This window comes from Shimia gijangensis (genome assembly GCF_900142085.1).
Lineage (GTDB): Bacteria > Pseudomonadota > Alphaproteobacteria > Rhodobacterales > Rhodobacteraceae > Shimia > Shimia gijangensis.
This window is the reverse complement of record NZ_FQZQ01000016.1, coordinates 47,297-67,779: the sequence shown is the minus strand read 5'-3', so window position 1 is coordinate 67,779 and position 20,483 is coordinate 47,297. Positions and strand designations below refer to the sequence as shown.

Genomic DNA, 20,483 nt, shown 5'->3' with positions numbered 1-20,483 from the left:
AGGTTTCAGAATGAACCGTATCGTTCCCGTAATTGTAGTTGTACTGGCCATTGTCGCTGGTGGCGCCTGGTGGTTCACCCAAGGCGACGAAGCGCCTGCCCCCGGTCAGACACAAACCGAGCAAACTGCTGATGACGGCGCTGGTGCTGCCGAATCTGGTGTGACCGAAATGGTGATGGGTTCGCCCGATGCACCGATCACGCTGATTGAATATGCATCCTTCACCTGTCCGCATTGTGCCAACTTTCACGAAGCCGTGCTGAAGCCTCTTAAGGCCGACTATGTCGACACTGGCAAAGTCAAAGTGATCTTCCGCGATGTCTATTTTGACAAGATCGGCTTGTGGGCCTCAATGGTCGCGCGTTGTGGCGGCGAAGAGCGTTTCTGGGGCATGACCGACCTGTTGATGAAAGGTCAGCGCAGCTGGACTCAGTCCGGTGATCCCGTGACCATTGCGGGTGAGTTGAACAAAGTGGGCCGTCTCGCGGGTCTTGGCGACGATCAACTCAAAGCCTGTATGAAGGACGAAGACAAAGCCAAATCGTTGGTGGCTTGGTCAGAGGCCAATATGACCAAGCACGAAATCACCGGCACGCCGTCGCTGATCATCAACGGTGAGAAATACTCGAACCAAAGCTACGCAGACCTGAAAAAGGTTCTCGACGCAAAACTGGGCGGCTGATCCAACCAGACTGGCCCGGGCAGTTCATCCTGTCCGGGCGCAGATTTCCCAGATGTCCCGCCATTTCCCAAGGTTTTATCGAACGTAAGACGCGCCATTGATGTCCAGCGTTTGTCCGGAGGCGTGGGTCGCCATGCCTGCTGCGAAAAAGCAGATCGCGTTGGCGATTTCCGAGGCTGGTGCAATATCTCCGCAAGGAACCTCTTTCAGTAGCTGCGCGCGCAGTGCCGGGTCCTTGTCAAATTCGGCCTGCGCCATTTCGGTGGACACGAATCCGGGCGCAACGCAGTACGTGTAAATTCCATTGCCGCTATAGGCCCGCGCCAGTGTCTTGGTCAGCGACACCATCGCCCCTTTGGAGGCTGCATAAGACCAGTGATTGGGTGAATCTCCGCGAAATGCGGCGCGGCTGGCGACATTGACAATTGCTCCACCATGCGCCCCATCCATCCAATGGTTTATCGCTTCGCGGCACAGGTCAGCAGTTGAGATCAGATTGATCTGCAGCGTGCGCGCCCAGGTGTCCCTCCAAACGTCATCTGTGCCTTTGCGATCTTCTTCCAGAAAGACACCGGCATTGTTGACCAAAGCGTCAATCCTGCCCTTCCAATCCAGCGCCTCGCGCCAGATCCCTGTCGCTGCCCCCGTTTGAGAAAGCTCACCTTTGACAAGGTGGCAATTGTCGCGACCAACCTCGTCCGCCAGACCTTGGGCGGCGGCCTGATTTGACCCATAGTGGATGACGGCAGAGCCTCCGAGTGAGACAATTTTGCGGACAGTTTCGGCCCCAATGCCTCGCGACCCACCTGTGACCAATACGACTTTTCCAGAGAAATCCATCACGCCTCGCCATTCATCTGTGTTGTTGGTGAAACTCTAGCACAGGATCGTGGGATGTCACCGCGCGGTTGCCTAGAGGACTGGTTGCAAAACCTGATCCACCACCGACCAGTCGTCCAGCTCTAACCGCACCGGCAAGGTGAGCACTTTGGAACGGAAATCAGCCGGCAATCGCACAGCGTCTTTTTCCGTGGTGACAAGCTGTGCACCAAGCCGCTTGGCATCTGCTTCCAACCGGCCCAACAGGGCCGTGGTGAAAGGTTGATGATCGCTCAGGGCTTCTGCGTGCAGGACCTTGCCGCCAAGCCCGCGTAACGTGGCAAAGAACTTTTCCGGATGCCCGATCCCGGCAAAGGCCAGATAGGGTGTCTCGGACCAATCCATGCCCATTAGTAACGGTTGCAAGGCACCTTTGGCATGCGGGAGGCTGACAGAGCCCCCCCAGATATCACCAAAACGGCTTTGGGCTGGGGCATCGCCAATCGACAACAGCAAATCTGCTCGCGCGAGTCCGATATCAACCGGTTCGCGCAAGGGCCCTGCAGGAATGCACCGCCCGTTGCCAAAACCTTTGTGTGCATCCACCACGATGATCGAGATATCTTTGTGCAGTGCCGGGTTTTGAAACCCATCATCCATCAGAATCACATCCGCCCCTGCGGCCTCGGCGGCTTTGGCGCCTTCGGCTCGGTCTTTGGCCACCCATGTGGGTGTGAATGCCGCCAGCAAAAGAGGTTCATCTCCGGTCTCTTCTGCGCGATGCGCGCGTTCATCGACCCGGATCGGCCCCTCGAGCGTCCCACCATATCCCCGCGACACAACATGCGGAGTCAGGCCGCGCGCCTGAAGACGCTGGACCAAAGCGATTGTGGTTGGGGTTTTGCCAGTACCACCTGCATTGAGATTGCCAACGCAGATCACCGGAACACCGGCTTTATGGCTGGGCGCCCGCGCCACCCGTTTTGCAGTCGTTCGGGCATAGATCGCGCCCAGCGGCGCCAACAGATTGGCCCGCAATCCAAAGCGGCCCGGTGGGGTATCCCAAAATCCCGGCGCGCGCATTACGACACCTCCCGTTGGTCTAAAGCATCCTGAACAACCGCGATTATCTGGTCTGACACTTCGGCGCCTTCTGAAACCACTTCCCAGCCCGCATGGGCCATGGTTGCAGCCTGATCCGGAGCCGTCACGAGGCTGAGCGCGGATATCAGGCTGGAGGCATCTTTGACAATACGCGCCGCACCCGCCTGCGCCAACCGCGAATAGCTGTCGAGGTAATCCCGCACGCCCGGCCCATAAAGGATCGCCGAGCCCAGCGCAGCTGGTTCAAGCGGATTGCGCCCGCCATGGCCGGAAATCAGGGAACTGCCCATCAATGTCACCGGGGCCACACGATACCAAAGTCCCAAGGCCTGCTTATCGTCGCTGATCAGGATCTGAGTGTTGCTCTGCGGAATGTCGCCGTCTTCCCAATGCCCAACCCGCCAGCCCTCGTCCCGGCACAAAGCCGTCATTGCTGCAGCATCCGAGGCCTGATCCGGAACCAGAACAAGCAAAGTGCGGTGGGACAAGCGCGATATTGATCGATGGGCATCAAGAATAGTGCCCAACTCCTGAATCTGAACCTGTGACGCGAGCCAGACCGGACGCCCTCCAATCGCCGAGGCCAATTCTTCCAGATCGGTTTCATTGCAGGGCAACGCCGGGCTGTCTTCTAATAGGGGCCCACTTGCCAGAACCCTGCGAGGTTCCTGAGTAAGACGGCGCATCCGATATTCGGCCTCTTTGGAATGTGCAAAGATCCGTTCAAATTGATTTAGGGTCGCCCTGACAGGTTCAGGCATCAAGCGCCAGCGACGATTTTCAAGTCCAGGCTCATCAGCGTCCAGCAAAAACAGTGGAATGCTTTGACGGTATGCAGCGCTGATCAAACCAGGGCGCAACCATGGGCCCAGCCACATGCAGGCGTCCGGTTTCCAATGATCCAGAAAGGTTTTGACGTCCTGCGGATTTTCCGAAGCACAGATCTGAACGCTCACACCTTTGGGAGCATTGCGCGGCAGTGGCTGTCCCGGAGAGGTGGTCACCATCAGGTTCAGATTGCCCCGTTGTGCCTTAAGGCGCAGGGCCAGTCGCGCCAGACAGTCGACACGCACAGGATCAGAGCTGTGCAACCACAAAAGTTGCCCATCGGGGCGTTGATCTGTGATGCGATCAAGACTCGGCGCTTCGCGGCGGGCAAAGGCCAGGTAGGCCGATAATCCAAGCGAACGCGCCATGGGCCGGATTTAACCCAGTTCCTCGGTCGAAGAGGCCGCGGCTTCTTCGTCGCGAAGGCGGTGCAGATGCGCGATGTAATAGCGCATATGGGCGTTGTCGACGGTGCGCTGGGCCTCGGATTTCCACGCGTCATAGGCGCTTTGGTAGTCGGGGAATATGCCAACGATATGCAGATCGTCGACGTCTTTGAAAACGTTGTTGCTCGGATCGACAAGTTCGCCGCCAAAGACAAGGTGAAGGCGCTGGGTCATAAGGGTCCTCCTGACAAGTTGTGGGCAACCTAGGGCTTTGCCGACCTCGCCACAAGGGCGCGACCTGCGGCACATTCTGACAGATGCCGCAGGATGCCACGGTTGACCTGAGGCAATGATTACGGCAGGTCCTTTTCACCTTTGACGACGATGGATTCTTTGATGAAACCCTTTTTGATCTTGCAACTGCGTCCTGAAACCGAAGCCTCGGATGACGAATTTCAAGCCATTTTGCGCAAAAGTGGGTTGAGCGTTGGTGAAGTAGAGCGGATTCGGCTGGATCAACAGGAACTGCCCGCTGATTTATCGCTTGGGGATTACTCGGGTGTGATTGTTGGCGGTGGCCCCGGTTGTGTCAGCGATCCTGCCGACAAAAAGACCGATATTGAGGCCCGCATCGAAGAGGCAGTCATGGGGCTCATGCCCGAAGTGACCAAACAGGATTTTCCCTTTCTGGGGTGCTGTTATGGCATTGGTATTCTGGGTCATCATCTGGGCCGGGTGGTGTCGAAAGAAAACTACTCAGAAGACGTCGGCACCGCAGACTGTCACCTGACCGAAGCAGGTCGCAGCGATCCATTGCTGGCCGACGTGCCAGAAAGCTTTCACGCTTTTGTCGGGCATAAAGAGGCGGTGCAACGTCTGCCCGAAGGCTGTACGCACCTTGTGTCTTCCCCGACCTGCCCATTTCAGATGATCCGTTTTGGTGAAAACGTCTATGCCACCCAATTTCACCCCGAAGCGGATAGTGACGGGTTCGAAGTGCGCATCGGCATTTACAAACACCGCGGATATTTCCCGCCTGAAGACGCCGAAAAACTGGTTGAAATGTGCCGCGCAGCAGATGTGCATGCGCCCGAAATCGTACTGCGTAATTTTGTGCGCCGGTATCGCACAACGGCCTAACGGCTATAATCGTGGCGCATCACCTTTGTTGGCCAGCGCTTGAGTCAATTCCCGGTGAACACGGCTTCCGCCGGCCACGATCCCCGGAACGCGTGGATCCGGGTTGTTGAACCGCAAGGGATCGCCGTAGCGATCAGACGTCGCTGCACCCGCCTCGCGCAGGATCAGATCCCCCGCCGCGATGTCCCATTCCCAGGTCGGGCGCAATGTCAGCATGGCATCATACCGCCCTTCCGCCACCAGGGCGGTGCGATACGCCAATGAGGGCCGGTGGCTGCGTTTCATATCTGGCACGTCACTCTGCCAGTGGTGTGATTCCAAAATCGGACGGGCGGCCAGAACATGGGCACCGATTAGGTCCCCGCGCTCGGAGGGAGATATCTCATTCCCGTTCAAAAAGGCGCCCATGCCTTCAGCTGAATGATACAGCTTGTCACGCATCGGCAGAAAAACCACTGCGGCGGTGATCCTGCCCTGTTCAGCAATCGCCAGCGAATGTGCCCAGGTGTTCGATCCTTCGATAAAGCTTCGGGTGCCATCAATCGGATCAATGATGAAAACCCGGTCGGTGGATTGGCGATCCGCGTTGTCGGCGGATTCTTCGCTGAGCCAGCCATAGTCGGGCCGGGCGTCGCGCAATTCGCGTTCGAGCATATCGTTCACCGCCAGATCAGCTTCGGTCACAGGGCCTGCACCGTCTGGCTTGTCCCAAACCTGCGCCGTGCCCGCAAAGCGGCTGGCAATGCGGCCTGCTTCCCTTGCGGCCTCAATCAGCAGGTCCAGATCAGTTCCCGGCAAGGGTAAGACCTTCGATCAGGATCGATGGGATCACGCGCGACAGGTGATCGCGCGCGTCATTTGCCGGGGTCATGCCCAACAGCATTTCGCGCAGGTTGCCCGCAATCGTGCATTCGTTGACCGCATGCGTGATCTCGCCATTTTCCACCCAGAACCCGGCGGCACCACGCGAGTAGTCACCGGTGGTTGGGTTGATGGTTGAGCCAATCAATGAGGTCACCAAAAGGCCAGTTCCCATATCCAGGATCAGGTCTTCGCGGCTTTGATCGCTTTGTGTGATCAAGATATTCCATGTCGCTGGCGAGGGCGGCGAGGACACGCCGCGCGCAGCATTACCGGTGGATGGCATGTTCAACTTGCGACCATTCACAAGATCCAGCGTCCAGCCTGTCAGCACACCGTTTTCGACAATGGCACGACGACTGGTGGGCAGGCCTTCGGCATCAAAGGGACGTGATCCACTGACACGAGGGCGGTGTGGGTCCTCGATAATATTCAAATGTGTGGGCAAAACCTGTTCGCCCAAGGCACCGCGCAGCCACGATGATCCGCGTGCAATGCTGGCGCCATTGGCGGCGGCCAGCAGGTGGCCCACCAATGAGGACGAAATGCGTTCGTCAAACAGAACCGGATAGGTGCCTGTCGGGGGTTGTTTCGCATTCAGCCGCTCTACCGCGCGTTCACCGGCCGTGACACCCACATCCTGTGCGCTGCGCATGTCGGATTGAAACGTGCGTCCGTCACCATCAAAGTCCCGCTCCATGCCGTCGCCTTCGCCAGCGATGGCCACACAGGACACCGCACGGCTGGTTCGGGCATAACCGCCTGAAAATCCGTTGCTGGCTGCCAGGTGCACCTGAGAATTGCTGTAGCCCGCTGTGGCGGACTGGACTTGGGACACACCGGCAACATTGCTGGCGGCCACTTCTGCTTCGCAGGCGTCACGTTGCAACTCGGCTGGCGCAGGTTCATCCGCCGGGTCCGACATCTCAAGCGCGTCAACATCCCAGTCTGTGCTGAGTTGTTCCGCGTCGGCCAACCCAATGTAAGGGTCCTCTGGCGCTTCGCGGGCCATCGCAACCGCACGCTCAGCCATGGTGGCAAGCGTTTCCGGGCTGGCATCCGAGACCGAGACATTGGCTTGCCTTTGGCCCACAAACACCCGCAAGCCAAGATCGATGCCCTCAGAGCGCTCTGCCTGCTCCAGCAGCCCGCCCCGCACATCAATCGACACGGATGTGCCCTGAACGGCCATGGCGTCGGCGGCATCTGCCCCGGCGACACGTGCCGCTGTCAGCATTGCCTCTGTCAGCTTTTCGAGATTTCCGCTCATTTGCCCCTCGTTCAACTACCCTCTGAGGTAGACCGTGGCACCGCATCACGCAAGAGCGCGATGAAACAAGAACCGCGCCAAGGCTGGCACGGTTCCTTTCTCATTTGGTTTTGACCTACTGAATACGCTGTCCGTTGGCCAAAACATGCCCTTCAGCGTTGATTTCAATCACTGAATTCACTTCGTCTTCGCTGTCGCCCGGCACGCTGAACATGGCCATCATCATACGGGCACCCATGACCTGCTCTTCGGGCAAAAGACCCATTGCAACCAGCGTATCCATCAAAGCATTGGCGCCTTTCACGTTCAGGGCGACGCTGCCTTCGGGGCGCGGTATGCCGTCAAATGTTTGCAAGTCGGTGTTGTCAAAGACAAAGCCGCCATCGCCGCTGATGCGTGCGCCAACGGCTTCCACGAGAACCTCAGTCAACGTCAAAGAATTGACCTCACCCGGAAATTCGTCGGCGTCTTCCATTTCCTCAGATACAAGGTCTTCGAACAATGTGGTGGTGCCGTTCAAAGCAACCGAGATGGTCGCCGGATCACGAGGCAACATGCCACCCGGATCGAAAATACCCCAAAGCATGTCCGAAATCGTCAGTCCCGCCAATTTGAAGCTAAAGTCAAAGTCCTGTGGAGAGGTGCCTTTCAAAAGCGGCATCAGCAGCCCGTAGGAAAGCTCGTCCATATTCACGACAATCGGCAGTGGTGAGCCCCCCCCCACCATCGAAAAAGCTACGTCCACGACACTGCCGTCATAGTCGAACAGGCCATCGCCCATTGTGACCGCCAGCTTGCTTGTAGCCGTAGACATGTTGATCTTGGTGGGCGCCTGATCTTCCTCAGCATCGACAACCAAGGTCGACCCTTCCGCAGAAAATGATCCCTGCATGTTGAATCCGCTGCGGAAAATTTCTGCTGGATTCTCGTGGTCAACGCCCATTGGAACCACGCCTTCACTTTCAAAAGCAAGACCCTGAATATCCATGTTCATATCGACTTTGCCGTCGTCCGGGTCGTCGCCCTTAACCTTCATCGTCAGGCTGTTGGCTGTCATGGTCTGCGCAAAACGCGCCATGTCACCACCGCCTATAGAAGACACGCCAGACATCGCTGACATCATCATATCAAAGGTGAAATCGTCCATCGGTTGCCCGTTCACCAACAACTCGGTCAAAGCCATCGCCATGCTGTTGGCGCTGTAGGTATAGGTAATGTCGTCAGGATCACCCGAAGCGACCATATCCAGCCCGTCCATTGTGGCCGTCAGAGTCACATCGGTCTGCTCACCTTCAACGTCCGAGACGATCTTGACCGGGAGTGTTGCAGGCAGCCCTATCCGCACGGTGCCGTCACCTTGTTCTTCGAAAGTCATTTCCCCGAAGTTCATGCTGACCGAGCCCTCTTCGGGCGCTAAATCAATGCTCAGAACCAGATCGCTGACCGTCAAAGAATTACCAGACTGGCTTTCCTGTCCGGCAACGTCGTATCCTACGCCAGTCAGAACGCCTTTCCAGGTGGACCAGACGTCTTGGTTGCTGACATCTGCGAATGCAGAAGTTGTGCTCAGCAATGTTGCCATCGCGCCAGCTGTGGTAAAAGCGGACCATCTATTCATTGGAATATCTCCTTCAAATTTGCCTATAGCTTCGGACTCCTGACCGGAAGGGTCAAGAGCCAAACTCTGGACCTTGGGTCACGGTCAGTTTACGTCTGTGAAAATGCGTTGACGCGAGGAGCAGAATTTTGGCGAATTTGAACGGAAAAACGGTCCTGATCACCGGAGCAAGCCGGGGCATTGGCGAAAGCGCTGCACGCCTCTTTGCCGAGGCCGGAGCCAATGTGGTCCTTGTTGCGCGCAGCCGGGGCGATATTGAACGCATCGCCGGTGAAATTGGCGATCAGGCGATCGCTGTGACATGCGATGTTTCTGACTACGATTCCGTTCAGGCTGCTGTGGATACCGCTGTAGCAAAATTCGGGAGCTTGGATGTATTGATCAACAACGCAGGCTTGGTCGAACCAATCTCACATCTGGCCACATCGGATCCCGCAGGTTGGGACAAGGTCATCGATGTAAACCTCAAGGGGGTTTACTATGGCATGCGGGCTGCAATGCCGATCATGCAAAAGGCTGGCGGCGGATCGATCCTGACAATCTCGTCCGGTGCCGCGCATGGTCCGGTTGAGGCCTGGAGCCATTACTGTGCCTCTAAGGCCGGAGTGAATATGCTGACTCGCTGTGTCGACACCGAGGCGCGTCATCAGGGCATTCGCGCCATTGGCCTGTCGCCGGGCACCGTGGCCACCGAAATGCAGCGCGAGATCAAAGCATCAGGCATCAATCCGGTGTCGCAGATGGACTGGTCAGATCATATTCCTCCGGAATGGGTGGCGCGGTGTTTGCTGTGGATGTGTGGCCCCGAAGCCGACGATTGGGTTGGTAATGAGATTTCCCTGCGTGACGAAGACATCCGCCGCAAAGTGGGCCTGATCTGATGATTGACCTTCAGAAAGAGGAGAGCGGCCTTTGGGTCGTGACCATCAACCGTCCGGACAAAGCCAATTCTCTAACTCACGCGATGCTGTCCGAGCTGGCTGATATCGCCGAAGCTGCACAAGACGCCCGTGGGCTGGTCCTGACCGGGGCAGGCAAAGTGTTTTCCGCCGGCGCCGATCTGGACGAGGCCCGCGCGGGTCTTGCGACCTCGGATGTCTGGGAACGCCTGTCGGGCAACATTGCCGCTTTGCCGGGCCTGACCATTGCCGCGCTGAATGGCACACTTGCAGGTGGGGCTATGGGCATGGCGCTGGCCTGTGACCTGCGCCTGTCGGTGCCCTCAGCAAAGTTCTTCTATCCGGTGATGAAACTTGGCTTTCTGCCTCAGCCCTCTGACCCCAAACGAATGGCCGCGCTGATCGGGCCCAGCCGCGCCAAGCTGATCCTGATGGGCGGGCAAAAGGTGCTGGCCGATGAGGCGCTGCAATTCGGTCTGGTGGATCGTCTCGTTGATCCTGAGGTTCTCCTCGGCACGGCCCGCGAGATCGCGGCCGACACGCTTTCTGCGAAGCCCGAGATCGCTCAGGGGATTAAGGAATTGTGTACATAGACTTTTGTACAAAACGGGTATTCGGCCAAAAAGCTTTGTACAAAACGGTCAGTTCACAGATTTTCCGCATTATCGCTTTCTGCGTGGCCCCGGGGTCTTTGAATGGAACTCGGGCGGGCGTTTTGCGATCCAGCGAATGAACTTTTCCAACCTTGGGTGCAGTCGTAAGGCAGCGATCGTGTGATAGCTTCGCGCCAGCTCTGCTTCGCTCAGGGACGCGTGAATTTCGGAGTGGCAAATCTGGTGTAACAGCACCGTCGGGCCGTTCTTACCCCCTTTCAACTTGGGTATCAGGTGATGCAGGCTTTGCCTTGCATCAGCGGGAATGGGGCGTTCACACAAGGGGCAAATCGGGTCTGACACAGGGTTTCTCTTGAGTCCTTCACGACGGTCGGGCATGAGAATGGCGTAAAGTTTTGGGTTCTCAAGGGGTGTTATGGTGGATCGCACAGAATTGTTGGACAAAGCGCAGGGCTATGCGCTGCAAGCTTGGGACATCGCCGCAGAGTGGCTGCTCAGCCCAGCTGCCTGGACCCAATTTGCCCTGTTGCTCGCCGCATACTTTGCGGCTGTCTATGCCTCGCGCAGGCTTAAGCCCTTAATTGACAAGTACCTGACGCCTCCGGCCGAACAGGACAACAGCATCGCCAAGGCGCGCCGCTTTGTGTTGATGTTTGTGCCGCTTTTATTGCCTCTTCTGGCTTATGGTTTCACCGGCATCGGCGAAAGCGTGACCAAGTCGATCTTTGGATCGGGTGCTGTGATTGCCTTTGGCAAACGTTTTTTCATGTTCCTCGCCGCCCGCATTTTGGTGAAGGACGTTATTCAGGACCCAATGCTCAAGGTTTTGGGGCGCTATCTGTTAGTGCCCATCGCAGCACTTTACGCCGTGGGAATCCTTGACGAGGTCATGGTCAAGCTGGACGAGACCGTGGTGCCCTTGGGCAATCTGTCATTCTCATTGCTGTTTCTTTTGCGGTTTGTCGTGGTTGGCGGTGCGATTTTCTGGATGGGCCGGTGGTCGAACGACCAGTCCGCCGCCTTTATCAAGAACCAGCAAGAAATGCGCCCGGCGATGCGCCAGCTGACGGCCAAAACCGCCGAGATTGCTATCTTTGGCGTCGCTTTCCTCTTGGTGATGAACATCATGGGCATTTCGCTCACATCCCTTGCCGTGCTTGGTGGTGTGGTCGGTGTTGGGCTTGGTTTTGGTCTGCAAAAGATCGCGTCGAACTTTATCTCGGGCGTGATCCTTTTGCTCGAAGGCCAGGCGACCGTCGGCGATTATGTGGAGCTGGATGGAGGCGAGGCCGGCACCATCGTCAAGATGACCGCGCGCGCCACTATTTTGGAAACTTATGACGGCAGATGGATCGTTATTCCCAACGAAGATTTTATCACCACACGTGTGGTGAATTACTCTGATAGCGGATCGGCCAATCGGTACGAAGCACCGTTTTCGGTCAGCTATGGTACTGATATCAATAAGGTTCCCGCAATTGTTGAGGCGGCTGTGGCCAAGAATCCAGATGTCCTGTCCGATCCTTTTCCACCTGATTGCGAGTTGCGCGGATTTGGCGATAGCGGGGTGGATTTCTCGGTCGAATTCTGGGTCAACGGTATCGATGACGGGCGTCACAAATACACGTCGGATGTGTTGTTCCGTATCTGGAATGCGCTGAAAGACAACGACATCGAAATTCCATACCCGCATCGCGTGATCGAAGTGTCGGGCAGCTTGACAACGAAATCTGAATGAAAACAGCACTTGTCATCGGTGCTGGCCCGGCCGGTTTAATGGCGGCGGATGTTCTGGCCGAACACGGCCTGTCTGTGGTTGTCTCGGACGCCAAACCCAGCGTCGCGCGCAAGTTTCTGATGGCGGGTAAATCCGGGCTGAACCTGACCAAGGATGAGCCGTTTGAAGCCTTTCTTTCGGCCTTTGAAGAAGCCGCGCCCGCGCTGCGCCCGATGCTTGAGGCATTTGGGCCGGATCAGGTCCGAGTCTGGGCCGAAGAACTGGGGCAGGAGGTGTTCACAGGCTCAACGGGCCGTGTGTTTCCCCGCGCCATGAAGGCCTCACCATTGCTGCGGGCCTGGTTAGGGCGGCTGAATGATCTGGGCGTTGAGATCAAACCTCGCTGGCGCTGGATTGGCGAGGAAGATGGGTTCGTGTTTGAGACCCCTGAAGGACGTCAGACAGTTACGGCAGACGTGGCTGTTTTGGCCTGTGGCGGGGCCAGTTGGGCAAGGTTAGGCTCTGATGGGGCTTGGGCCAATTGGATCGACGCGCCGCTGTCACCGTTTCAACCGGCGAATATGGGTTTTGTGGTGAACTGGTCCAAGCATATGGCCAAACACATTGGCGGGCCTGTCAAAAACGTGGCCTTATGCGCTGGCGTTCAGCGCGTGCGCGGCGAGTTTGTGATCTCACAAACCGGACTGGAAGGGGGCGGGATTTATGCGGTGTCGCGCCCGATGCGTGAGGGGCACGATCTGACGCTGGATTTGCTGCCCGACCTAAGCGAGGACGAGATTCGCAAGCGTCTTGCCAAACCACGCGGCAAGGCCAGCCTGAGCAACCATTTGCGCAAGGCGCTGAGGCTTGATCCGGTGAAACAAGCGTTGCTGATGGAATATGCCCGACCACTGCCCGCCGATCTTGCGCCCGTTCTCAAGGCATTGCCAATCCGTCACGACGGCCCCAGACCAATGGATCAGGCGATCTCAACTGCCGGAGGCATTCGGTTGGAGGCTTTGGACAAAGGTCTGATGCTGCAACATCGCCCCGGCGTGTTCGCTGCCGGGGAAATGTTGGATTGGGAGGCTCCGACAGGTGGCTATTTGTTGACGGCCTGTCTGGCCACTGGGCGCTGGGCAGGTCAGTACGCCGCCGAATTTGCCATGGCGCAGACGGCTTAGCCAGCGGTCAATTTCTGAAAAGCATCGCGAGACCGACACGCCTTGAGGTAGATTTTGAAATCCTCGTTGTCTGACGGGAATTTCGCGGACTTGGCCCAGGCTCCGCAGTGGGCCAGAATGATATCAGGCACAGTGAACTCATCGCCCATCAGATACGGGCCTTTGGCCTGTTTCATGATGCGGTCAAGATTGCGTTCGTATTCCCATTTTAATGAAGTTTTTACCTCTGGTACACGCTTGTCCTCGGGCAAAATGAAACCGTGTCGTGCCGCCGTCCACAGAACCGCGTCAATCTCGTCAAGGATGCACTGGGTCATGGCGTCCTGCTGGCCACGCGCCACTGTTCCGGCAGGAGCGGTCAGAGCGCCATGTTTGTCCGCTAGATAGGTGATGATGGCGGATGAATCCGTGATAACATCTTCACCATCCTTAAACACCGGGACTTTGCCTGATGGGTTTAGGACTCTGACCTCCTCAGACTGGGGTGCGGCTTTGGTCATGGTGTAAGGCTGGCCCAGCTCTTCGAGCATCCACATCACCCGAAAGGCGCGACTGGTTGGGCTTCCTAAAAGTTCATACATGGCGTGTCCTTTTTGATTTTTGCCACATTGGCGACTCGTGCTCGGCTCGGCAAGGGTTCAAATTTCATCCATTGGCCACCGGAATGCTGACAGAAACTGGCAGGAAAGGCGCGTATTCTGGCATCACAAAATAGGAGAGAATCGTATGTCCAATACCGGATCATGTTTGTGTGGCGCCGTAAAATACACATTGGCCAAGGCCCCGGCGGATTGTGGAACATGTCACTGTTCTATGTGCCGAAAATGGAGCGGCGGCGCGTTTGTTGCCTTTATGGCTGCCGCGCATGAGGTCACTATTGAAGGAGAAGAGAATCTGAACATGTTCAAATCCTCGGAATGGGCAGAGCGCGCTTCCTGCGCCAAATGCGGTAGCAGCCTGTTTTATCGTGTGACGGCTCCGGGCCCGGAACAGGGCACCTATCATATGGGGTTGGGGACATTGGACAACGCCGACGGCGTGGTCATGAAACAAGAGATTTTCATCGATGAAAAGCCCGATGGGTATGCCTTTGCGGGGGATACGGCCAAGATGACCGGCGCCGAGGTTTTCGCGATGTTTGCGCCTCAGGACTAGATCAGGTTAACGGCGTGCCAACATGGCAAGCCGTAACAGCATGCGTTCAACCAGCGCCATGGCTGGTGCGCTTTGACCGGCCGAGCGTAATAGCAGATCCGTGTCGGTCAGATAGGTCAGGGCCTGCTCAAGCTTAAATGCTCCCCAGCCCTGGGCCTGTCGCAACATACGATCCCGGCGTGGGCCGAAAATTGGTGGGCGCATGCGGGCAATGCCAGCGGCCGCACCACCGGGATCAGACGCGGCGGTATAAAGCGCGCGGAAGTGGCGGGTGGCCCCAATGCACAACGAAACAGGATTGACCCCTTGGGCCTGCAGTTTGCGCAGAATGGGTCCCAATTCAGGCGCGCGGCCTTCGGCGACGATGTTCAGAACGTCGTCCAACCCGGCTTCGGTCGAAGTCGGAGCACAGTTGGCAATATCATCCGAGGTAACAGAGGTGGTGTCGCCGCGTTTATACAGCGACAGTTTTTCCAGCGTCTGACGAAAATCGCCCGGATCCAGATCACGTGCCAGATTGGACAGATCCGTCATGGCGTTACGTTCAATATCGCGCAGGCCGGATTTCGCCAGTTCGGATTCGATTTCATCGCGGCTGGGAGGATCATTGTAGATTGCAGCGGCATAGGCATTGGGGTGGGTTTCAAACGCCTTACGAATTTTGGATGAGGCTTTGAGCGATCCAGCCGTCACTACAATCTGTGCGTCACCTTCGCCCCAATCTTTCAAAGCTGCCAGAACCGCAGGGGCGGCAGTGTCATTGGCGTCTTCGACAAACGCCACACGCGGGCCGGGGAAAAAGCTTGCCGCCTTGATCGCGTCATTCAAAAGGGCAGGGTCTTTGCGCAGGTCGCTGGCAGGGATGCGCGTCAGGCGCATTTCTTCTTCGCCTTGCGGGCCGATCAGGGCAGCAATCAACTCTTGCCGCTTCAGAGCGATTCGCATGGGGTCAGGCCCATAGATTAAAACACCAGTGCGGTGTGGTTCGGGTTTGGTGAAATAGCGGGCGCCATCGCGCCCCATCAGTTTCATGTGGCGCTCTTGGCAGACCATGCCCACAGGCTGGCCATAATCTGATCGGTCAGGATCACCATAAGGCGCTCATAGGCATCGTCTTGCGCGGCCAATGTCGCCGCTGAGGTGCCCGTAGCCGAATACCCAGTATAGTTGCGGGCTTTCCCCGAAGTCAGAACCTGACCGGACGACAAATCGCGCAACGCAAATGTCGCGTCCCCAACAACATCATACCGCGAGGTCACGCCGCTGATGGTTTTACCGGTACTGCGTTCTTCCGTGACGACCGCAATGGACAGGCCATAGTTACCAGAAGACACGCGCCCAAGCCTGTCTTCCAGCTCGCGGCCCAGAAGATAGGTGTTGTTGTCATTCGGTTCGTCGACGATCACCTGACCCAGCAGACCGCTCGCCTTGCCGTCGGTCCCATAGGTTGGCGTGAACCCGCAGCCCGCCAGCAAAGGTCCGGCAGCAGCAAGTACTAGAAAGCTTCGGCGACTAAATGACGACATTTACAATCCGACCGGGGACAACAATCAGTTTCTTGGGCTGGGCCCCATCCAGCGCTTTGATCACAGCTTCGTTGGCGAGGGCGATTTTTTCAACCTCTTCCTTCGACATATCTGCAGGCACGCTGATTTCCGCGCGGCGTTTGCCGTTGATCTGAATCGGCAAGGTCACGTTGGCTTCAACCAGCATGGCTTCATCCGCGACCGGCCAAGGAGCGTCAATCACCAGACCTTCGCCACCCTGATGGGCCCAGATATCTTCGGCCAGATGTGGCGTCATTGGGGCCATCAGCTGCGCCAGCGTTTTGATCGCTTGTTTTTGGGCGACCGCACCTGCTTTGGATTTCGCCAGCGTGTTGGTGAAGCCATAGAGTTTCGCAATCGAGGCGTTAAAGCCAAAGCTTTCGACACCAAGAGTCACATCGCGGATGGCTTTGTGCATTTCGCGCAAGAGGTCTTCGTCGCCTTGACCTGTGGCTGCGGGGTCCATCGCGCCGATCTTGTCACACAGATTCCAAACCCGGCTCAGGTGTTTGTGCGACGCTTCGGCGCCCGACGCCGTCCATTCCACATCCCGCTCGGGGGGCGAATCGGACAGAACGAACCAGCGCGCGGTGTCGGCACCAAAGGATGAGATGATGCTGACCGGATCGACGACGTTTTTCTTCGACTTCGACATTTTGGCCGAAGGGATGATTTCAACCGCTTCGCCGGTTGCGATCAGTTTGCCGTCTGCCACGTCTTCGGGCAGGTGATAGACAGGCCGGCCTTTTTCATCGCGGGTCTGATAAATCTCATGCGTGACCATGCCTTGGGTGAACAGGGCATCAAAGGGCTCTTTGGCCGATTCCGGCAGATGGCCACAAACCTGCATCGCACGAGCAAAGAACCGTGAATACAACAGGTGCAGAATCGCGTGCTCGATACCGCCGATGTACTGATCGACGTTCATCCAATAGGTGGCATCGTCCAGATTGGTTGGCGTTTCGGCGCGTGGCGCGGTGAAACGCGCAAAATACCATGACGAATCCACAAAGGTATCCATCGTATCTGTCTCGCGCTGGGCGTCCTTGCCGCATGACGGGCAGGCACAGTTTCGCCACGTCGGGTGACGGTCGAGCGGATTGCCGGGAACGTCCAGGGTGACATCATAGGGCAGCTCAATCGGCAGGTTTTCTTTTTTCTCAGGCACCACGCCACAGTCGTCACAATGCACAACCGGAATCGGGCAACCCCAATAACGCTGACGGGACAGGCCCCAATCACGCAGGCGGTATTTGGTAACACCTTTGCCCCATCCGCCCTTTTCGGCAAACGCGATGGTGGCGTCGATGGCTTCCTGCCCGGTGGCTTCATCAAGGCCTGCGAAATGGTCGACCCATTTCACTTTGTCCGACTTGGGCGGCACAAAGGCTTCATTTGCCACAGGCTTGGGATCCTCCAGCGCATAGAAAGTATCTATGACGGGCAGATCGTATTTGCGGCAGAAATCAAGATCGCGCTGGTCATGGGCCGGACAGGCAAAAATCGCGCCGGTGCCGTATCCCATCAGAATAAAGTTAGCGACCCAAACCGGCAACTCGTCCCCGGTCAGCGGATGTTTGACCTTGAGCCCTGTATCAAACCCAAGCTTGGGCGCGGTCTCAATCGCTTCTTCCGTCGTGCCGCCTTTGCGGGCCTCGACGTTGAAGGCTGCCAGATCAGCGTTGGATTTCTCAAGCTCTTTGGACAGCGGATGGTCTGGCGAAATACCCACGAACGACGCACCGTTCAGCGTGTCGGGACGCGTGGTGTAGACCTCAATCGCGTCGCCATCGTCGGTGCGTTCAAATGCAAACTGAAGACCGCGTGATTTGCCGATCCAGTTTTCCTGCATCAGACGCACTTTGGCGGGCCAGTTGTCCAACCCGTCCAGTGCTGACAGCAATTCTTCGGACATGTCCGAGATTTTAAAGAACCATTGGGTCAGCTCGCGACGTTCGACCAATGCACCCGAACGCCAGCCACGGCCACCTTCGACCTGTTCGTTGGCCAGAACCGTCATGTCGACCGGATCCCAGTTCACCACGGCGTTCTTGCGATAAACCAAACCCTTTTCAAGGAAATCCAGGAACAGCGCTTGCTGTTGGCCATAGTACTCTGGATCACAGGTGGCGAATTCGCGGCTCCAATCAATCGACAGGCCCAGCGGCTTCATCTGGTCGCGCATGTCTGCAATATTGCCATAGGTCCAGTCCTTGGGGTGACCCCCAATGGCCATAGCGGCGTTTTCTGCAGGCATTCCAAAGGCATCCCACCCCATTGGGTGCAGCACATTGTGGCCGGTCGACATCTTATAGCGCGCGATCACATCGCCCATCGTATAGTTGCGCACATGCCCCATATGGATGCGACCCGAAGGGTACGGAAACATTTCCAGCACATAGTATTTGGGCTTGGATTCATCCCGAACGGCTTTGAAAGTCTCGGTTTTGGACCAGGCCTCTTGCCATTTGGCTTCGATCTCGGCGGCAGAGTAGCGCGACATGTGTGTCACCTTTCGAACGTAACGTGCTTTTGAGCATTTTGCAGGAGGTGATATGCGCCCAGAGCCTTGCGGTCTAGGGGCAGAGCGTTTCAAATGAAAAAAATGCAGCCCTGTTTCGGGCTAGAATTTGAGATATACAAAACAAAAGACATTTTTCAGCAGGCAAACCTTATGAATATTCTTTTCATCCATCAGAATTTCCCCGGTCAATTCAAACATCTGGCACCAGCGCTGGCCACCAAAGGACATAAGGTTGTCTCATTGACGCTGCGGGTCAAAGAGCCTGCCAAGTGGAAGGGGGTCGAATTAATCCCCTACACGATCAAACGCCAACCCTCGACAGGGTTGCATCCATGGCTCGTGGATTTTGAGAGCAAGCTTTTGCGCGCCGAATCTTGTTATTCTGCCGCGATGAAATTGAAGAAACGAGGGTTCTCGCCGGATGTCATTGTGGCGCATCCTGGCTGGGGGGAATCGATGTTTTTACGCGATTTATGGCCAGAGGCCCGGATCGGGTTGTTTTGCGAATTGTATTACGATTCAATCAATGGAGAAGCCGGCTTTGATCCGGAGTTCCCGCAGCACGCGCCAGATGAAGAGCCAATCCGGTTACGGTTGAAGAACCTCAGCAATTTCATGCATCTGGAAGTTGGCAACCTTGGCATCTCTCCTACAGAGTTTCAGGCCAACACATACCCAGCCTCGGTGCGGGATCGGATCAGCGTGATTCACGATGGCATTGATACAGAGGTGTTTTGTCCCAATTCGGATGCCAGCATTAAACTGGAAACCGGCGAGGTTCTGACTCGTGAAGACGAAGTAATAACATTTGTGAATCGCAACTTTGAACCGTACCGCGGCTATCATGTGTTCATGCGCGCGTTGCCACGGTTGTTAAAAGAACGGCCAGATGCGCGCATTCTGATGGTTGGTGGTGATGGGGTGAGCTACGGTGCGCGACCTGCCAAAGGCCAAACCTGGAAACAAATATTTATCGATGAGGTACGGGGCCGTATTCCAACAAAGGACTGGCAGCGCGTGCATTTTCTGGGTCGCATACCCTATGAAACATACTTGAGCATGATGCAGATCAGCCGGGCTCACGTGTATCTGACCTATCCATTTGTCCTTAGCTGGTCATTGATTGAAGCCATGGCAATCGGGGCGCCGATTGTGGCCAGTGACACGCCACCGGTCACAGAGGTGATTTCACACGGGGATACCGGGCGATTGTTCCCGTTTTTTGACCAGGACAGGATGGTGGACGAAATTTGCACCGTTCTTTCTGATTCCGACATGCGCGACGCACTGGCGACATCCTCGCGCAAAGTTGCGATATCGCGATACGATCTGAAAGACGTCTGTCTGCCTAAGCAACTCGAGTGGATTGATCGGTTGGCCGAGATGCAGCCCGGCAAGTTTTCATAAGGAAAACCTGCGAAAAGCTGTTTGAACTACAGTTTGCCGTCGGCAATACGCAACTGACGTGCGCGTGTCAGGATGGCATCCTCAACGGCTTTAACCGTCGCAGGAGAGACAGCTGACCCACCACGGGTCTGCATCGCAACATGCAAAGCACGCGCATCCAAAGATGGGTCGCGAACATAAACAGTCGCGCGATAAGAGCGCCCGCCACCAGGAGGTGTGCCATACCCGGTTACAATCACACCCGAGAAGGGATCGACCGACTGGACCGGAAGAAAATCAAGGACTTCCAGAGAGGCATTCCAAATGTACTTGTTTACCCGCACAGTAATATCTGAATTGTCCGGAGCGAAGACATCCCAAATGGTCGAGTCATTTTTCGACCCGGTGATCTGGATGCTTTCAACAGGGTTACCAACGTCAGAACGGTTCAAATAGGCATCTGCGCCACCGTCGTTTGACTTGTTTCGCCCACAGGACGACAACATCACAAGCGCTGCACACATTGCTAGTATTCCGAAAACGCCACGCTGCTTCATGTCTCTTGCCCAGATCATCGCTTTGCATATGTCCTAGCCAAGCTGGTGCGTTTGAGCAAGGCTATATATAGAGAGGCAGCCCAAAGTGAGCCATTATACCGGTCGTCATACCGGTCGTCACAATCAATTCGACGCTTGCAGATCTAATGTGATGTGGTCAACTTTCAGCAAGATCGCACGCGCGTGAAGCAC

The 20,483-nt window shown here is 56.5% G+C and carries 21 protein-coding genes; 8 read left to right on the top strand and 13 right to left on the bottom strand.

Translation table 11 applies throughout. The features are described 5' to 3' along the window. The first annotated feature begins 10 nt into the window (after window positions 1–10). Window positions 11–682: a DsbA family protein gene (locus tag BUC32_RS14115; RefSeq protein WP_073254084.1), complete on the top strand. Its 672-nt coding sequence runs from the start codon at window positions 11–13 to the stop codon at window positions 680–682. A gap of 75 nt (window positions 683–757) precedes the next feature. Here BUC32_RS14115 and BUC32_RS14110 read toward each other — a convergent pair whose 3' ends face one another. From BUC32_RS14110 to BUC32_RS14095, 4 genes are all read right to left on the bottom strand, one after another. Continuing rightward, entirely contained in the window at window positions 758–1,522 is a 765-nt protein-coding gene (locus BUC32_RS14110; protein ID WP_220387634.1) for an SDR family NAD(P)-dependent oxidoreductase, read from the bottom strand. Between the two features lie 72 nt (window positions 1,523–1,594). Beyond that, window positions 1,595–2,584 (bottom strand): tetraacyldisaccharide 4'-kinase, encoded by a 990-nt coding sequence (gene lpxK / locus BUC32_RS14105; protein ID WP_073254079.1) that lies wholly within the window; start codon window positions 2,582–2,584, stop codon window positions 1,595–1,597. Continuing rightward, complete coding sequence (locus BUC32_RS14100) at window positions 2,584–3,801, bottom strand: 3-deoxy-D-manno-octulosonic acid transferase (RefSeq protein WP_073254077.1); 1,218 nt, start codon at window positions 3,799–3,801, stop codon at window positions 2,584–2,586. The genes lpxK and BUC32_RS14100 overlap by 1 nt, the downstream gene beginning before the upstream one ends. Window positions 3,802–3,810: 9 nt before the next feature. Next, complete coding sequence (locus tag BUC32_RS14095; RefSeq protein WP_073254074.1) at window positions 3,811–4,053, bottom strand: DUF4170 domain-containing protein; 243 nt, start codon at window positions 4,051–4,053, stop codon at window positions 3,811–3,813. 162 nt (window positions 4,054–4,215) lie between these two features. Here BUC32_RS14095 and BUC32_RS14090 point away from each other — a divergent pair, with 162 nt between their 5' ends. Next, window positions 4,216–4,959, top strand: a complete 744-nt coding sequence (locus BUC32_RS14090; RefSeq protein ID WP_073254187.1) for a glutamine amidotransferase — start codon at window positions 4,216–4,218, stop codon at window positions 4,957–4,959. Between the two features lie 3 nt (window positions 4,960–4,962). On the opposite strand, the gene BUC32_RS14085 is transcribed toward BUC32_RS14090, so the two are convergent. The 3 genes from BUC32_RS14085 to BUC32_RS14075 form a co-directional block, all read right to left on the bottom strand. Continuing rightward, window positions 4,963–5,757 carry a 3'(2'),5'-bisphosphate nucleotidase CysQ gene (locus BUC32_RS14085; protein ID WP_073254072.1) on the bottom strand — a complete coding sequence of 265 codons (795 nt, stop codon included), beginning with the start codon at window positions 5,755–5,757 and terminating at the stop codon, window positions 4,963–4,965. Further along, on the bottom strand, window positions 5,744–7,090 hold the full coding sequence (locus BUC32_RS14080) for a TldD/PmbA family protein (RefSeq protein WP_073254070.1): 1,347 nt from the start codon (window positions 7,088–7,090) through the stop codon (window positions 5,744–5,746). The genes BUC32_RS14085 and BUC32_RS14080 overlap by 14 nt, the downstream gene beginning before the upstream one ends. A gap of 115 nt (window positions 7,091–7,205) precedes the next feature. Further along, on the bottom strand, window positions 7,206–8,708 hold the full coding sequence (locus tag BUC32_RS14075; RefSeq protein ID WP_139280735.1) for a DUF2125 domain-containing protein: 1,503 nt from the start codon (window positions 8,706–8,708) through the stop codon (window positions 7,206–7,208). A 128-nt stretch (window positions 8,709–8,836) separates the two neighbouring features. On the opposite strand from BUC32_RS14075, the gene BUC32_RS14070 reads away from it, so the two are divergent. Continuing rightward, entirely contained in the window at window positions 8,837–9,589 is a 753-nt protein-coding gene (locus BUC32_RS14070; protein WP_073254065.1) for an SDR family oxidoreductase, read from the top strand. Continuing rightward, a complete protein-coding gene (locus BUC32_RS14065; RefSeq protein ID WP_073254062.1) occupies window positions 9,589–10,200 on the top strand; it encodes an enoyl-CoA hydratase/isomerase family protein in 612 nt (203 codons plus the stop codon). The genes BUC32_RS14070 and BUC32_RS14065 overlap by 1 nt, the downstream gene beginning before the upstream one ends. Window positions 10,201–10,269: 69 nt before the next feature. Here the strand turns inward: BUC32_RS14065 and BUC32_RS20975 are convergent, their stop codons facing one another. Next, window positions 10,270–10,563, bottom strand: coding sequence for an HNH endonuclease (locus tag BUC32_RS20975; RefSeq protein WP_073254184.1), 294 nt, complete (start codon window positions 10,561–10,563; stop codon window positions 10,270–10,272). Window positions 10,564–10,636: 73 nt separating this feature from the next. Between BUC32_RS20975 and BUC32_RS14055 the strand changes: the two genes are divergently transcribed. Together BUC32_RS14055 and BUC32_RS14050 are read left to right on the top strand one after the other, a co-directional pair. After that, window positions 10,637–11,959 (top strand): mechanosensitive ion channel family protein, encoded by a 1,323-nt coding sequence (locus BUC32_RS14055; RefSeq protein ID WP_073254059.1) that lies wholly within the window; start codon window positions 10,637–10,639, stop codon window positions 11,957–11,959. Then, on the top strand, window positions 11,956–13,122 hold the full coding sequence (locus tag BUC32_RS14050; RefSeq protein WP_073254056.1) for a TIGR03862 family flavoprotein: 1,167 nt from the start codon (window positions 11,956–11,958) through the stop codon (window positions 13,120–13,122). The genes BUC32_RS14055 and BUC32_RS14050 overlap by 4 nt, the downstream gene beginning before the upstream one ends. On the opposite strand, the gene BUC32_RS14045 is transcribed toward BUC32_RS14050, so the two are convergent. Continuing rightward, window positions 13,119–13,703: a glutathione S-transferase family protein gene (locus BUC32_RS14045; RefSeq protein ID WP_073254053.1), complete on the bottom strand. Its 585-nt coding sequence runs from the start codon at window positions 13,701–13,703 to the stop codon at window positions 13,119–13,121. The genes BUC32_RS14050 and BUC32_RS14045 overlap by 4 nt on opposite strands. 145 nt (window positions 13,704–13,848) lie before the next feature. On the opposite strand from BUC32_RS14045, the gene BUC32_RS14040 reads away from it, so the two are divergent. Beyond that, complete coding sequence (locus tag BUC32_RS14040) at window positions 13,849–14,277, top strand: GFA family protein (RefSeq protein WP_073254050.1); 429 nt, start codon at window positions 13,849–13,851, stop codon at window positions 14,275–14,277. A 6-nt stretch (window positions 14,278–14,283) separates the two neighbouring features. On the opposite strand, the gene holA is transcribed toward BUC32_RS14040, so the two are convergent. Genes holA through leuS form a run of 3 tightly spaced genes read right to left on the bottom strand, consistent with a single transcriptional unit; the run spans window position 14,284 to window position 18,327 of the window. After that, a complete protein-coding gene (gene holA / locus BUC32_RS14035) occupies window positions 14,284–15,309 on the bottom strand; it encodes a DNA polymerase III subunit delta (RefSeq protein ID WP_073254048.1) in 1,026 nt (341 codons plus the stop codon). Beyond that, a complete protein-coding gene (gene lptE, locus BUC32_RS14030; protein ID WP_073254045.1) occupies window positions 15,306–15,803 on the bottom strand; it encodes an LPS assembly lipoprotein LptE in 498 nt (165 codons plus the stop codon). The genes holA and lptE overlap by 4 nt, the downstream gene beginning before the upstream one ends. Then, a complete protein-coding gene (gene leuS, locus BUC32_RS14025; protein ID WP_073254043.1) occupies window positions 15,790–18,327 on the bottom strand; it encodes a leucine--tRNA ligase in 2,538 nt (845 codons plus the stop codon). Before leuS ends, lptE begins: the two co-directional genes overlap by 14 nt. 171 nt (window positions 18,328–18,498) lie before the next feature. Between leuS and BUC32_RS14020 the strand changes: the two genes are divergently transcribed. Beyond that, window positions 18,499–19,755, top strand: a complete 1,257-nt coding sequence (locus BUC32_RS14020) for a glycosyltransferase family 4 protein (protein ID WP_073254181.1) — start codon at window positions 18,499–18,501, stop codon at window positions 19,753–19,755. Window positions 19,756–19,781: 26 nt separating this feature from the next. Here BUC32_RS14020 and BUC32_RS14015 read toward each other — a convergent pair whose 3' ends face one another. Continuing rightward, window positions 19,782–20,309, bottom strand: a complete 528-nt coding sequence (locus BUC32_RS14015) for a DUF3576 domain-containing protein (protein ID WP_073254040.1) — start codon at window positions 20,307–20,309, stop codon at window positions 19,782–19,784. Window positions 20,310–20,483 lie beyond the last annotated feature (174 nt).

Excerpts from the sequence above, each read along its gene's own strand:
- BUC32_RS14065 (WP_073254062.1), top strand. The coding sequence starts at position 9,589 with ATGATTGACCTTCAGAAAGAGGAGAGCGGCCTTTGGGTCGTGACCATC.
- BUC32_RS14045 (WP_073254053.1), bottom strand. The coding sequence starts at position 13,703 with ATGTATGAACTTTTAGGAAGCCCAACCAGTCGCGCCTTTCGGGTGATG.
- holA (WP_073254048.1), bottom strand. The coding sequence starts at position 15,309 with ATGAAACTGATGGGGCGCGATGGCGCCCGCTATTTCACCAAACCCGAA.
- BUC32_RS14040 (WP_073254050.1), top strand. The coding sequence starts at position 13,849 with ATGTCCAATACCGGATCATGTTTGTGTGGCGCCGTAAAATACACATTG.
- BUC32_RS14095 (WP_073254074.1), bottom strand. The coding sequence starts at position 4,053 with ATGACCCAGCGCCTTCACCTTGTCTTTGGCGGCGAACTTGTCGATCCG.
- BUC32_RS14050 (WP_073254056.1), top strand. The coding sequence starts at position 11,956 with ATGAAAACAGCACTTGTCATCGGTGCTGGCCCGGCCGGTTTAATGGCG.
- lptE (WP_073254045.1), bottom strand. The coding sequence starts at position 15,803 with ATGTCGTCATTTAGTCGCCGAAGCTTTCTAGTACTTGCTGCTGCCGGA.
- leuS (WP_073254043.1), bottom strand. The coding sequence starts at position 18,327 with ATGTCGCGCTACTCTGCCGCCGAGATCGAAGCCAAATGGCAAGAGGCC.
- BUC32_RS14100 (WP_073254077.1), bottom strand. The coding sequence starts at position 3,801 with ATGGCGCGTTCGCTTGGATTATCGGCCTACCTGGCCTTTGCCCGCCGC.
- BUC32_RS14080 (WP_073254070.1), bottom strand. The coding sequence starts at position 7,090 with ATGAGCGGAAATCTCGAAAAGCTGACAGAGGCAATGCTGACAGCGGCA.
- BUC32_RS14090 (WP_073254187.1), top strand. The coding sequence starts at position 4,216 with ATGAAACCCTTTTTGATCTTGCAACTGCGTCCTGAAACCGAAGCCTCG.
- BUC32_RS14075 (WP_139280735.1), bottom strand. The coding sequence starts at position 8,708 with ATGAATAGATGGTCCGCTTTTACCACAGCTGGCGCGATGGCAACATTG.
- lpxK (WP_073254079.1), bottom strand. The coding sequence starts at position 2,584 with ATGCGCGCGCCGGGATTTTGGGATACCCCACCGGGCCGCTTTGGATTG.
- BUC32_RS14015 (WP_073254040.1), bottom strand. The coding sequence starts at position 20,309 with ATGATCTGGGCAAGAGACATGAAGCAGCGTGGCGTTTTCGGAATACTA.
- BUC32_RS14115 (WP_073254084.1), top strand. The coding sequence starts at position 11 with ATGAACCGTATCGTTCCCGTAATTGTAGTTGTACTGGCCATTGTCGCT.
- BUC32_RS14110 (WP_220387634.1), bottom strand. The coding sequence starts at position 1,522 with ATGGATTTCTCTGGAAAAGTCGTATTGGTCACAGGTGGGTCGCGAGGC.
- BUC32_RS14020 (WP_073254181.1), top strand. The coding sequence starts at position 18,499 with ATGAATATTCTTTTCATCCATCAGAATTTCCCCGGTCAATTCAAACAT.
- BUC32_RS14055 (WP_073254059.1), top strand. The coding sequence starts at position 10,637 with ATGGTGGATCGCACAGAATTGTTGGACAAAGCGCAGGGCTATGCGCTG.